Origin of the sequence: Dinoroseobacter sp. S76 (assembly GCF_049801095.1) — a bacterium.
Lineage (GTDB): Bacteria > Pseudomonadota > Alphaproteobacteria > Rhodobacterales > Rhodobacteraceae > Dinoroseobacter.
In genome coordinates this window covers 87,639-100,087 of record NZ_JBNAGH010000001.1, presented here as the reverse complement: position 1 = coordinate 100,087, position 12,449 = coordinate 87,639, and the positions used below count along the sequence as shown (strand labels likewise).

Genomic DNA, 12,449 nt, shown 5'->3' with positions numbered 1-12,449 from the left:
GACATGTGTCGGAAGCCCCAGCGCACGGGGGGCCTCGCACCCAGACTTCAACGCAAGTCACACCCAGCACAGCGCTGCGCTTACTACGCCGCCCAAGGCTTTGACCAAATTTAGATTTTGGCTCCGGCGGTAGGGATCGAACCTACGACCAATTGATTAACAGTCAACTGCTCTACCGCTGAGCTACGCCGGAACTGGCGCGGGATTTAGCAACTCCGGGAATGGCTGTCCAGAGGTCCTGGCGAAAAAAGCGCAACTATTCTTGCAGGGGCGCGAAAACGCTGTCGGCGCGCAGGGCGCCTTCGTGCTGCGCTTCGTTTTTTGACGCCATTTCAATGAGATGAGCGAGGACGTTCCGAGCGGCTGCGGGCAGAAGGGCCGCGGGCGTGTCCGTATAGATCCGCGCGGCGAGGTCGGCGGCGGTTCCGGGCGCGTCGCGCAAGGCTTCGGCAATCTGGCGACCGCGCATCTCGCGATGAGCCTTGAGTTCGGCGACCCGTGCCGCAGGCGCTGTGATGGGCTCCCCGTGGCCGGGGTAGTAGACGGCATCACGCCGTGCCGCGAGCCGCGCCAGGGAGGCCATGAAAGCGGCCAGATCCCCGTCCGGGGGCGAAACGAGTGAACTGGCCCAGCCCATCACGAGATCACCGCAAAGAAGCCCCTGACCTTCGGGCAGGGCGAAGGACAGGTGATTGCCGAAATGGCCGGGCGTCCAGAGCGCCTCGAGCTGCCAATCCCCATGGCTGACGACCTCGCCATCGGCCAGCATCTGATCCGGCGCGAAACCCGCATCGACACCTTCCCCTCCGGCAAGCCCGCCTTGGGCGGCTAGGGCGGCCATCTGGGCGCTGCGCCCGGCTTGCGCATCGCCATAGGCCAAGACCAGAGCCCCGGTCTCGGCGGCCAGCAGGGAAGCGCCGGGACTGTGATCGAGATGGGCATGGGTGACAAAGATATGGCTGACGGTCTCGCCGGGCTCCAGCGCGGTCAGGATCGCCGCGATCTGCGCCGGATCCGCGGGGCCCGGATCGACCACCGCGACCGCGCCGGTCCCGACGATATAGCTGTTGGTGCCCCAATAGGTCATGGGCGACGGATTATCCGCCAGCACCCGGCGCAGACCGGGCGCGAGCTGGGTCACGGGCGCGGGGCGCGGGGGCAAGGCCATCAGACCCGCGCTCCCTTCCGCCCGGCGCATCCCCGGTCTAGGCTGCGCGCCATGTTCCGCTTTCTCAAGAACTCTCTCCCTCGTCGGCTCTACGCGCGGGCTGCGCTGATCCTGATCGTGCCGATTGTCACCATTCAGCTTGTGGTGTCGATCACCTTTCTGCAGCGTCATTTCGAAGATGTGACGCGCCAGATGACCATGACCGTGGTGACCGAGGCGCGGCTTTTGCGGGATACGGTGGCCGAGCAGGGGCTGGCGGCAGCTTCGAGCCTTGCCACCGGGCTCCGGATCCGGCTCAGCGCGTTGGACGCGCCCGAGGCGATCCGGGATGAGCGGGTCTTCTACGACATCTCCGGCCTGACGGTGATCGCCACCCTACGCGAGGAGCTGACCGGGATCGGCCTGATCGATCTGGCAAGCGATGACCGGCGACTGGCCTTCTCGCTCTCGACCCAAAAGGGCCCGGTGCTGCTGGAGCTGGAGCGGCGCCGGGTCTCTGCCTCCAATCCCCATCAGTTGCTGGTGTTGATGATCTTCGTGGGCGGCCTGATGACGCTGGTCGCCTATATCTTCCTGCGCAACCAGTTGCGGCCCATCGCGCGGCTCTCGCAGGCGGCGGAGGCCTTCGGCAAGGGGCGGACCATGCCCTACAAGCCCAGTGGCGCGCTGGAGGTGCGGGCGGCGGGGCAGTCCTTCCTCGATATGCGGACCCGGATCGAGCGGCAGATCGAGCAGCGGACCATGATGCTGTCGGGGGTGAGCCACGATCTGCGCACGCCCCTGACCCGCATGCAACTGGAGCTATCCATGCTGCCCCCGTCGCCGGAGGTCGAGGCGCTGGAGCGGGATGTGAAGGATATGTCCCGGCTGCTGAACACCTTTCTCGATTTCGCCCGGGCCGATGCGTTGGAGGATCCCGAGGCGCTGGATCCGTTTGATCTGGCTGAGGCGGTGGTGGATCAGCATCGCCGCACCGGGGGCGAGGTGACGCTGACCTTCAAGGGGGCGGATCCGGAGGAGGAGTGCCTCGTCACCCTGCGCCCCATGGCGATCGAGCGTGCCCTGGACAATCTGGTGGGCAATGCCCTGCGCTATGGCAAGACGGCGGCGGTAACGGTGGAGGTGTTCCGATCAGCGGTACGGTTCACGGTGGAAGATGACGGGCCGGGGATCCCCGAGGACATGCGCGACACCGCGCTCAAACCCTTTGCCCGACTGGATGCGGCGCGCAACCAGAATGCCGGTAGCGGCGTGGGGCTCGGTCTCGCCATCGCGTCCGATATCGCGCGGAGCCATGGCGGATCTTTGCGCCTCGGAACCTCCGAGACGCTGGGCGGTCTTAAAGCTGATCTTGCGATTGCGCGGTGAAGCGCGGGCTGCGGGAGATCGCGTCCATCACCTGCATGCGGACCAGGCCGCCGGTCATGTTGCTCAGGTTGCGATAGGCGTCGGCCTTGGCGCGCCGCTCGCTGCCGCCACACATCTCTGCACCGGCATGGTAATAGCCCATGCGCGACAGGTTATGCACGGCAAAGCCCAGTGTTTTGAGAAATGTCATCATCCACTCCTTCTGTCCTCGCTGTGAAAGGATGGGGCAGAATGTCGCACTTTCCAGTAAATAGGACGTGAAACTCCGGCAGATGACCTGTTTGAGCGGAAGGGCGGCGCACGCGTTCCCGCATTACGGGAGTGGGCCTGCCCGATTGGACTGGGACGGGGCAGGGTGCTCTGTTCTTGGGCAGAAGAGCCCGCAGTGGGCGCACCAAAGCACTACTCCCACCGGTCGGAGGCTCAGATCTGTGCGACAGAAAGAACATGGTAGGCCCGGCAGGACTTGAACCCGCAACCAAAGCGTTATGAGCGCTCTGCTCTAACCAATTGAGCTACAGGCCCGCCGCACCCGATGGCTACCAGAGTGCAGCCTCGCGTCAAGCCCGATGGCATGATAGCCAGAAAAGGACCGCGAAACGAAGCCGACCCGAACCGAGGAACGCGTCTTCATGTCCATATCCTCCCTTCTGCTGCGTCACGCGCTCTACACGCTCATCTCCATGATCTTCGTGTATGCTCTGTCGAGCGGGTTACTCTTTTTTCTCGACTTCGACATTGGCGTCGCTGTCAGTGTCGTGACGCATATGCTTCCGGCAATGTTTGTCGGTGCCCTCTACATGCGCCGGAATAAGGCGGCGCCGAGCTCAAGCACAATGTGGAAGCTGTCCTGGATCATGTCGCTGATCAATATCGTGGTTGGCTTTTCGCTCGCCATCGCGGTCGTGCTGGCGCTTGGCATCGGCGGCGAGATGGCCGAGGAATTGTTCTTCTTCGGGCTTGGAGGCTTTGCGGTCATAATGGGTGTCGTGTTCCTGATCGGCGCCGTGGTCGCGCGGTTTTCCTTCGGCTATGGCGTGAGGGACGAGCAGCGCCGCCAGGAAAAGCTTGCGGCAAAGAATGCCATGTAGGGCCCGGCCATGGACAGGCGGGTACGGTCTTGTTAGGTCGGCGCCAACGTTAGCTGCTGCCGGAATCCTGCCATGAATGACACCCCCAAGACGGGTCTGACCTATGCCGAGGCCGGGGTCGACATCGATGCTGGCAATGCGCTGGTGGACCGGATCAAACCTGCGGCCAAGGCCACGGCCCGGCCCGGTGTGATGAGTGGTCTGGGCGGCTTCGGCGCGCTCTTTGACCTCAAGGGGGCGGGCTATTCCGACCCGGTGCTGGTGGCCGCGACGGATGGGGTGGGCACCAAGCTGCGCATCGCCATCGACACGGGCCATTTCGACACGATCGGGATCGATCTGGTGGCCATGTGCGTCAATGATCTGGTCTGTCAGGGGGCGGAGCCGCTCTTCTTTCTCGACTATTTCGCCACCGGCAAGCTGGAGGTCGAGGCCGCCGCCACGATCATCGAGGGGATCGCCGAGGGCTGCTCCGGTTCGGGCTGTGCGCTGATCGGGGGCGAGACCGCCGAGATGCCGGGCATGTATGACGCGGGCGATTTCGACCTGGCGGGCTTTGCCGTCGGCGCGATGGAGCGGGGCGCGGATCTGCCCGCCGGTGTAACCGCGGGCGATGTGGTGCTGGGGCTCGCCTCGGACGGGGTGCATTCCAATGGCTATTCGCTGGTGCGCCGGGTGGTCGAGCGCTCGGGTCTGAGCTGGGCCGATCCGGCACCCTTCGCCGAGGACAGCCTCGGGGCCGCGCTGCTGACGCCGACACGGCTCTATGTCAAACCGGCCCTCGCGGCGGTGCAGGCGGGCGGTGTCCATGCGCTGGCCCATATCACCGGCGGGGGCCTGACCGAGAACCTGCCCCGGGTGCTGCCCGAGGGGCTGGGGATTGCCATCGATCTGGGCGCCTGGGATCTGCCGCCGGTCTTTGCCTGGCTCGCAGCCGAGGGCGGTCTGGCCGAGGCGGAACTCCTCAAGACCTTCAATGCCGGGATCGGCATGGCCCTCGTGGTGGCCGCCGACCGGGCCGAGGCCCTGGCCGAGACCCTGCGCGACGCCGGAGAGACCGTCCATGTGATCGGCACGGTCGTCGAGGATGCCCCGGGCGCAGTCCGTTATTCCGGAACCCTTCTGTGACGAAACGGGTCGCCATTCTGATCTCCGGCGGCGGCTCGAACATGCTGCGTCTGGTCGAGAGCATGGTGGGCGATCATCCCGCCCGGCCGGTGCTGGTGGCCAGCAACGATCCGGAGGCGGGCGGGCTCAAACGCGCCGCCGAAATGGGCATTGCGACCGCAGCGGTGGATCACCGCCCTTTCAAGGGCGACCGTCCGGCGTTTGAGGCCGCGCTCTCGGCGCCGCTGGAAGAGGCGGCTCCGGATATCCTCTGCCTTGCGGGCTTCATGCGGGTGCTGACCCCGGGCTTTGTGGCGCGCTGGCAGGGGCGGATGCTCAATATCCACCCGTCGCTCCTGCCGAAATACAAGGGGCTGAACACCCATGCCCGCGCGCTCGAGGCCGGGGATGCAGAACATGGCTGCACGGTGCATGAAGTCACGCCGGAGCTCGATGACGGCCCGATCCTCGGCCAGGCCTGCCTCGCGATCGCCCCGGGGGACACGCCCGAGAGCCTCGCAAGCCGGGTGCTGACCCTTGAACACCGTCTTTACCCGGATGTGCTGCGCCGCTTTGCCCAAGGCGACCGGAGCTTTCACCAGCTGAGTTGATCTGCGCCCCCCCCCGTGACGCGACGTCTCGGGTCCGGTTGAAAAGCCACTCTTTTCCAACTGGTCAAAACCGCGTAGGATCAAGTTAGCGAGGCCAAATAAGAAATAAACTGCAAGGCCCAGATGGACATACTCACTGATACGGACGCGCTCGCCGAGTTCTGCGCCCGTGCCGCCGAACATTCCTATGTCACCGTAGATACGGAGTTCCTCCGAGAACGCACCTATTACGCCAAGCTCTGTTTGGTGCAGCTCGCCTATCCCGGCGAGGGGCCCGAGAGCGCGGTGCTGGTCGATCCCCTGGCCGAGGGCATGTCCCTTGAGCCGATGCTCGACCTCTTCCGCGATCCCGGTGTGGTCAAGGTGTTCCACGCGGCACGACAGGATCTCGAGATCTTCTTTGTGGAGCACGGGGTCTTCCCCGAACCGCTCTTTGACACTCAGGTCGCGGCCATGGTCTGCGGCTTTGGCGAACAGGTCGGCTACGAGACCCTCGTGCGCAAGATCGCGCGCGAGAGCCTCGACAAGACCTCGCGCTTCACGGATTGGTCGCACCGGCCGCTTTCCAAGGCGCAAAAGACCTACGCACTCGCGGATGTCACCCATCTGCGGGTGATCTACGAGCATCTCTCGGCTCAGATTGACCGCAACAACCGCCGCCCCTGGGTCGAGGAGGAGTTGCAGATCCTGCTGCAGCCCGAGACCTATGTGGTCGAGCCTGCGAACGCCTGGCGGCGGATCAAGACCCGGACCAATTCCGGCAAGTTCCTCGCCACGGTGCGGGCGCTGGCAGAGTTCCGCGAGACCTATGCCCAGACTAGGAACGTGCCGCGCAGCCGGGTGTTCAAGGATGATGCCCTGCTGGAGCTCGCCTCGACCCGGCCCAAGAGCATGCAGGATCTCAGCCGCTCGCGGCTTCTGTTGCGCGAGGCGCGCAAGGGGGAGATCGCCGATGGCATTCTCGCCGCTGTCGAAGCCGGGCAGAGCGCGGATCCCGCGACCTATCCCAAGGTCGACCGCACGCGGGACAAGATGCAGGTGAACTCTGCGCTGGCGGATCTGTTACGGGTGCTTCTGAAGGCAAAGTCCGAGGATGCGGGGGTCGCCTCGCGGATGATCGCCACCACGGCCGAGCTCGACAGTATGGCCGCAGGGCAGCTTGATGGACCGGCCCTCAAGGGCTGGCGGGCGCAGGTTTTCGGGCGTGATGCGCTCAGGCTCTGTGACGGTGAGATTGCTTTGACGACCAAGGGCAGCAAGGTGCGCATCGTCGAGCTCTAGTCCGGCGATACGGCCGCATGCCATTCAGCATGCGGCGGACCCGCGTGGCACCTTCCGTCGCCTCCGTGTCGGGGGTCTGGAAAACCGCCAAGCGGACCGCCGCCGCGGGCGCGGCGGCTCTGGACTTTCCCGCGCCCCTCGGGCTCTATCGGGCAAAACCGAGAGGGCAGGGACATGCAGGTTGCGACCTTCAACATCAATGGCATCAAGGCCCGGATCAACGCTTTTCCGGAGTGGCTCCGCGAGGCGAGCCCCGATGTGGTCGTGCTTCAGGAGATCAAGTCGATCGACGCGAACTTCCCGCGCGAGCTCTTTGAAGACATGGGCTATATCGTCGAGACCCATGGGCAGAAGAGCTTCAATGGCGTCGCGATCCTCTCCAAGCTGCCGCTGGAGGATGTGACCCGGGGCCTGCCCGGGGATGACGAAGACGAACAGGCGCGTTGGATCGAGGCGACCGTGATGGGCGATGTGCCCGTGCGGGTGTGCGGGCTTTATCTGCCCAATGGCAACCCGGCGCCGGGGCCGAAATACGACTACAAGCTCGCCTGGATGGCTCGGCTGGAGGCCCGCGCGCGGGCGCTGCTGGCCGCTGAGGAGCCTGCGCTCATGGCAGGTGACTACAACATCATTCCACAGGATGAGGATGCCGCCCGGCCCGATGCTTGGCACAAGGACGCGCTCGCCCTGCCGGCCTCCCGTGCGGCCTTCCGGCGGATCCTCAATCTCGGCTTCACCGAAGCGTTTCGCGCGCGCCACCAGGGTGCCGGGCACTACTCCTTCTGGGATTATCAGGCGGGGGCATGGCAGCGGAATGACGGGATCCGGATCGACCATGTGCTGATGACGCCCGATTGCGCGGACCTGATGCGGGACTGCCGGATCGATGCAGCCGTGCGCGGGGGCGAGAAGCCCTCGGACCATGTGCCCGTGATCGTGGATCTCGCCGCCTGAGCCAAGGGGTCAGCCCTTGGTGACATCCTCGCCATAAAGCCAGTCGAACTTGCGCAGGGGCAGATGCGGCGCAAAGCGGTTGAGCAGCGAGAGCCCCGCATGGGCCATGCTGCGCACCGGGCCCTGGGGCAGGTGATAGGCGCGCGCATTGCTGTTGGCGGCCTGCACGGTCTTGGTCACGCGCGCCGCGCGCCGGGCCTCATAGAGGGCAAACCCCGCCTCAGCGCTTTCCTCCCGCGCGAGACTGTCGGTCAGAACCCAGGCATCCTCCAGCGCCATATTCGCGCCCTGAGCGAGGAAGGGCAGGGTGGGATGGGCCGCGTCCCCGAGGATCACCGCCCCGTCGCGATACCAGCTCTGAGCCACCTCATGCCGGAAGAGGCCCCAGACATGGACCTCCTGCGCGGCTTTCATCCAATTGCGGACCTGCGGCGCGAAACTGGCAAAGGCCCGGGCCACGCGCATGGGATCGTCGGGCTGGGTCCAGCCCTCGGCGGTCCAGCGGTCCCGCTCCTCCACGGCCACGATATTGCGCACCGTGCCCTCGCGCAGGGGGTAGCTGACAACGTGGCGGCCCGGCCCCATGAAGACCGAGGCCTCGGGGTCCGGCGCATGGGTCTGGGGCAGGATCATGCGCCAGGCAACCTGACCGGTGAAGAAGGGCTTGGCGGGCTTGTCCACGGCCTTGCGCACTTGCGAGTGCAGACCATCCGCCCCCACCAGCAGCTCCGCGCTCCGGGTTTGACCACCGGCGAGCTTGAGGCTCGGCGCCATACCGGGGGAGAGGGTGACGCTATCGACCTTGCAGCCGAGCTCGATGGCCACCTCGAGCTCCCGGGCGGCCTCTGCCAGCAGGGTGATCAGATCCGCCCGATGGGTCAGCATGAAGCCGGGGCTCTCGGGCAGGGGCATCCGCAGCACCTCGCGCCCATCGGCGAAGTCGCGCAGCACCACGGCGCGCGATTGCATCGCCATGGCCGAGAGCCGGTCGCCCAGTCCCAGCGCGTTCAGAACATGCATGCCGTTCGGGCTGATCTGGATCCCGGCGCCAACTTCGCGGATCTCGTCGGCCTGTTCGAGAACGGTGACCCGTGCGCCACGCGCAGCAAGACAGATCGCAGCGCAAAGCCCCCCGATCCCGGCCCCAAGAACAGTTATCTCTCGTCCGACCAACACCATATGTGGGGAGTAGCCGCAAAATATTCCGTTTCAAAGCTGGAAACGAAAAACACCGGAGGTTGCCCTCCGGTGCTGTCTCAGGTGTGGCCGCTCTGCATCGCGTCCGAGGCTGGCCCCGCGCGATGGGCGGGGTCAGTCGTCGCGATGGACCTTTTCGCGGCGCTCGTGACGCTCCTGCGCCTCAAGGCTCAGGGTCGCGATCGGACGGGCGTCTAGCCGCTTGAGCGAGATCGGCTCCCCGGTCGCTTCGCAATAGCCATACTCACCCTCGTCGATCCGGCGCAGGGCCGCATCGATCTTGGTGATCAGCTTGCGTTGACGGTCACGGGTCCGCAGTTCCAGCGCACGGTCGGTCTCTTCCGAGGCCCGGTCGGCCACGTCAGGGATGTTCCGGGCCGCGCCCTGCAATTCGGAAATGGTGTTCTGGCTTTCTTCGAGCAGCTCGTTCTTCCACGCCAACAGCTTGCGGCGAAAATACTCGGTCTGCTTGTCGTTCATAAACGGTTCGTCCTCAGCAGGACGGTAATCGTCTGGCAAAAACGTCTCAGCGCGCATGTTTGCTCCCTCATACAGGCCGGATTGTTCAGCGTCTGGTTCACCTGACATCCGTTGCCCTCCCTGTCTGCGTCATACTCAGATTCCCACACCTTGTCACGCAAATATAGGGGGTTGCCGGGCGAAATCGAAGCTGGTGTAACGTCGCAAGAGATCCCATTTTCCAGGAGCCCCCATGCGCTTTGACGGCACCAAGGACTATGTCGCCACCGATGACCTGAAGGTTGCGGTCAACGCCGCCGTGACGCTGGAACGCCCGCTTCTGGTCAAGGGCGAGCCGGGCACGGGCAAGACCGAACTGGCCCGTCAGGTGGCCGCGGCCCTCGGCCTGCCGATGATCGAATGGTCGATCAAATCCACCACCCGGGCGCAGCAGGGCCTTTATGAATATGACGCCGTGAGCCGTCTGCGGGACAGCCAGCTTGGCGATGAGCGCGTCCATGACGTCGCCAACTACATCAAGAAGGGCAAGCTCTGGCAGGCCTTCGAGGCCGACGACAAGGTCGTGTTGCTGATCGACGAGATCGACAAGGCGGATATCGAGTTCCCGAATGACCTGCTGCAGGAACTCGACCGGATGGAGTTCTTCGTTTACGAGACCGGCGAGACGATCCGCGCGAAAACGCGCCCGATTGTGATCATCACCTCGAACAACGAAAAGGAACTGCCGGACGCCTTCCTGCGCCGCTGCTTCTTTCACTACATCTCCTTTCCCGAGGAAGAGACCCTGCGCAAGATCGTCGAGGTGCACCATCCCGGCCTCAAAGGCGCACTCCTGAGCACGGCGCTCACCCAGTTCTACGAGATCCGCGAGACCCCGGGGCTCAAGAAGAAACCCTCCACGTCCGAGGTGCTGGATTGGCTCAAGCTTCTTCTGGCCGAAGACCTGACGGCGGAGGATCTCAAGCGCGACGGCGCCAATGCCCTGCCGAAACTCCACGGCGCGCTCCTGAAGAACGAGCAGGATGTGGCGCTCTTCGAGCGGCTCGCCTTTCTCGCCCGCTCCGGTCGGCGCTAGGCGCAGCGGGGCCCAGTGGCAACGCTCCGCCATCCCTGCGGCGCCGCGGGCTTGCGCCCCCCGGTGGCAGCCCGCATGCTGCGCCCATGACCGGATCTCCCCTTTCCCTGCGCCCGATCGAGACGCGCGATGCGGCCCCGTGGCGGCAGCTCTGGACGGGCTATCTGACCTTCTACAAGACCGAGCTGCCCGAAGCGGTCTATGAGACGAGCTTTGCCCGCCTCTGCGATCCGGAGGTCACCGACTACCAAGGGCTTCTGGCCGAGCGGGACGGGCAGATCCTCGGCCTTGTGCACTACATCTATCACCGCCATGGCTGGCATATCGCGCCGGTCTGCTACCTTCAGGACCTCTATACGGTTCCGCAGGCCCGGGGGCAGGGGGTCGCCCGCGCCCTGATCGAAGCGGTCTATGACGCCGCCGACCGGGACGGCGCGGCCTCGGTCTATTGGACGACGCAAGAGGGCAACGCGACCGCGCGCGCCCTCTATGATCAGGTGGCTCAGGTCACGGATTTCATCAAATACACGCGGGTGCCCGCATGAGGCGCTTGGCCTGGCTCCTGCCGGTCGCGCTGCTGCTGGCGGGCTGCGCCTCGGGGCCGACAGCGCCGCCTGTGAGCGATCCGCCAAGCCGGTTGCAGCCAAGTGGCGAGCTGCCTCCCATGAAGACCTTCGGCGCCTACAAGCCCGCGCCCGTGGGGCGGTCCAATGGACAGCTGGCCGCCGATTTCATGGAGCTCAGCTTTCAGATGGAAAGCGGTCGTGCGCTCACGCGCTTCACCCGTTTCGAAGGCCCCGTGCGGGTGGCGGTGTTCGGCGATGCGCCCCTGACCCTCGGCCCCGATCTCGCGCGGCTGCTCGACCGGTTGCAGCGGGAGGCGGGGCTCGACATCGCGCGCGCGGGCCAGAACGAGGCGGCCCAGATCGTGGTCGAGGCCCTGCCGCGCCGCGAGATCCAGCGCTATGTCCCGCAAGCGGCCTGTTTCGTGGTGCCGAACGTGGCGGGCTGGAATGAGTTCCTGCGCAACCGCCGTTCCTCGACCGTGGATTGGACCCGGTTGCAGACACGGACCCGCGCCTCGGTCTTCGTGCCCAATGACGTGAGCCCGCAGGAGGTGCGCGACTGCCTCCATGAGGAGATCGCCCAGGCTCTCGGCCCGCTCAATGACCTCTACCGGCTGGAAAACTCGGTCTTCAATGACGACAACTTCCATCCGGTCCTGACCAGTTTCGACATGCTCATGCTCCGCGTGACCTACGCGCCCGAGCTGCGCTCCGGCATGCTGCCCGCGCAGGTGGCCGAGAAGCTGCCCCGGATCCTGAACCGGCTCAATCCGGGCGGGCGTCCCGCCGGGCGGGCGCAACCCAACGTGCCCCGGCGCGACTGGATCAACGCGGTGGAGGCCGCGCTTGGCCCGGGCACCTCGCCCCGCAAGCGCGAGGAGACCGCCGTCGAGGCCGTGCGCATCGCCCGCGACGCCCAGTTCCCCGATGTGCGCAGCGCCTTCAGCTATTACGTGCTGGGCCGCCTCGCGCTCGGCTCCGACCCTGAGCTGTCGCTCGCCTCCTTCCTGCAGGCGGGGGGGCTCTACGGGGCCGCCGAGGGCACCGAGGTCCAGCAGGCCCATGTCACCATGCAGATCGTCGCCTTCGCGCTGATCAACGGGCAGGCCAACACCGCCCTGCGTCTGGCCAATTCCGCGCTGCCCGCGGTGCAACGCTCCGAGAATGCAGCACTTCTGGCCACGCTTCTCATGATGAAAGCCGAGGCGCTCGATCTTCTGGGCCGCGCTTCCGAGGCGGAGGCCGTGCGTCTCGACAGTCTGGGCTGGGCGAGATATGGCATCGGCTCGGACGCCAGGGTGCGGGCCCGGCTGGCGGAGATCGCCGCCCTGCCTCCACCCGTGAGAGCGCCCGAAGAGACCACGGATCGGGGAAGCTGATGCTGATTGTTGCAGGACTACTGGGCGGGGCCGGCTGGGGCGCGTGGCTCGCCAAATCGCGAAATGGGCTGAAGCGCGACATGGCGCAATACGCCGCCGGCTTCGCGATATTCTGGGGCCTGATCGGCCTCATCGCCACCATCGTGCTGGAACGTCTGGCGGCCTGAGCCCC

General features: G+C 65.6%; 14 protein-coding genes and 2 tRNA genes. 10 read left to right on the top strand and 6 right to left on the bottom strand.

All coding sequences use genetic code 11. The features are described 5' to 3' along the window. Positions 1-118: 118 nt before the first annotated feature. Positions 119-193: transfer RNA gene (locus ACP153_RS00550), tRNA-Asn, on the bottom strand. 63 nt (positions 194-256) lie between these two features. Continuing rightward, complete coding sequence (locus ACP153_RS00545) at positions 257-1,168, bottom strand: MBL fold metallo-hydrolase (RefSeq protein ID WP_424969013.1); 912 nt, start codon at positions 1,166-1,168, stop codon at positions 257-259. 51 nt (positions 1,169-1,219) lie between these two features. On the opposite strand from ACP153_RS00545, the gene ACP153_RS00540 reads away from it, so the two are divergent. Continuing rightward, positions 1,220-2,536 (top strand): ATP-binding protein, encoded by a 1,317-nt coding sequence (locus ACP153_RS00540; RefSeq protein ID WP_424969012.1) that lies wholly within the window; start codon positions 1,220-1,222, stop codon positions 2,534-2,536. On the opposite strand, the gene ACP153_RS00535 is transcribed toward ACP153_RS00540, so the two are convergent. Both ACP153_RS00535 and ACP153_RS00530 read right to left on the bottom strand, forming a co-directional pair. Then, complete coding sequence (locus ACP153_RS00535; protein ID WP_424969011.1) at positions 2,508-2,726, bottom strand: hypothetical protein; 219 nt, start codon at positions 2,724-2,726, stop codon at positions 2,508-2,510. The genes ACP153_RS00540 and ACP153_RS00535 overlap by 29 nt on opposite strands. Positions 2,727-2,984: 258 nt before the next feature. Then, positions 2,985-3,061, bottom strand: a tRNA-Ile gene (locus ACP153_RS00530). A 107-nt stretch (positions 3,062-3,168) separates the two neighbouring features. On the opposite strand from ACP153_RS00530, the gene ACP153_RS00525 reads away from it, so the two are divergent. The 5 genes from ACP153_RS00525 (at position 3,169) to xth (ending at position 7,580) form a co-directional block, all read left to right on the top strand. Next, complete coding sequence (locus ACP153_RS00525) at positions 3,169-3,627, top strand: ABZJ_00895 family protein (protein WP_424969010.1); 459 nt, start codon at positions 3,169-3,171, stop codon at positions 3,625-3,627. Positions 3,628-3,699: 72 nt separating this feature from the next. After that, on the top strand, positions 3,700-4,755 hold the full coding sequence (purM, locus tag ACP153_RS00520) for a phosphoribosylformylglycinamidine cyclo-ligase (RefSeq protein WP_424969009.1): 1,056 nt from the start codon (positions 3,700-3,702) through the stop codon (positions 4,753-4,755). Further along, positions 4,752-5,345, top strand: coding sequence for a phosphoribosylglycinamide formyltransferase (gene purN / locus ACP153_RS00515; RefSeq protein WP_424969008.1), 594 nt, complete (start codon positions 4,752-4,754; stop codon positions 5,343-5,345). The genes purM and purN overlap by 4 nt, the downstream gene beginning before the upstream one ends. A gap of 123 nt (positions 5,346-5,468) precedes the next feature. Next, positions 5,469-6,626 carry a ribonuclease D gene (gene rnd / locus ACP153_RS00510; protein ID WP_424969007.1) on the top strand — a complete coding sequence of 386 codons (1,158 nt, stop codon included), beginning with the start codon at positions 5,469-5,471 and terminating at the stop codon, positions 6,624-6,626. A gap of 174 nt (positions 6,627-6,800) precedes the next feature. Then, entirely contained in the window at positions 6,801-7,580 is a 780-nt protein-coding gene (xth, locus tag ACP153_RS00505; protein ID WP_424969006.1) for an exodeoxyribonuclease III, read from the top strand. A 9-nt stretch (positions 7,581-7,589) separates the two neighbouring features. Here xth and ACP153_RS00500 read toward each other — a convergent pair whose 3' ends face one another. Continuing rightward, positions 7,590-8,759, bottom strand: a complete 1,170-nt coding sequence (locus ACP153_RS00500) for an FAD-dependent monooxygenase (protein WP_424969005.1) — start codon at positions 8,757-8,759, stop codon at positions 7,590-7,592. A gap of 132 nt (positions 8,760-8,891) precedes the next feature. Continuing rightward, positions 8,892-9,314, bottom strand: a complete 423-nt coding sequence (gene dksA / locus ACP153_RS00495; RefSeq protein WP_424969004.1) for an RNA polymerase-binding protein DksA — start codon at positions 9,312-9,314, stop codon at positions 8,892-8,894. 175 nt (positions 9,315-9,489) lie between these two features. Between dksA and ACP153_RS00490 the strand changes: the two genes are divergently transcribed. The 4 genes from ACP153_RS00490 to ACP153_RS00475 all read left to right on the top strand — a co-directional run bounded on the left by ACP153_RS00490 (position 9,490) and on the right by ACP153_RS00475 (position 12,444). Continuing rightward, the gene (locus ACP153_RS00490; protein ID WP_424969003.1) at positions 9,490-10,332 is read left to right on the top strand and encodes an AAA family ATPase; all 843 of its coding nucleotides are present in this window, start codon (positions 9,490-9,492) and stop codon (positions 10,330-10,332) included. Positions 10,333-10,418: 86 nt separating this feature from the next. Continuing rightward, the gene (locus tag ACP153_RS00485; RefSeq protein WP_424969002.1) at positions 10,419-10,877 is read left to right on the top strand and encodes an N-acetyltransferase family protein; all 459 of its coding nucleotides are present in this window, start codon (positions 10,419-10,421) and stop codon (positions 10,875-10,877) included. Continuing rightward, positions 10,874-12,277 (top strand): DUF2927 domain-containing protein, encoded by a 1,404-nt coding sequence (locus ACP153_RS00480; RefSeq protein ID WP_424969001.1) that lies wholly within the window; start codon positions 10,874-10,876, stop codon positions 12,275-12,277. Before ACP153_RS00485 ends, ACP153_RS00480 begins: the two co-directional genes overlap by 4 nt. Continuing rightward, a complete protein-coding gene (locus ACP153_RS00475) occupies positions 12,277-12,444 on the top strand; it encodes a hypothetical protein (RefSeq protein WP_424969000.1) in 168 nt (55 codons plus the stop codon). The genes ACP153_RS00480 and ACP153_RS00475 overlap by 1 nt, the downstream gene beginning before the upstream one ends. Positions 12,445-12,449: the final 5 nt, after the last annotated feature.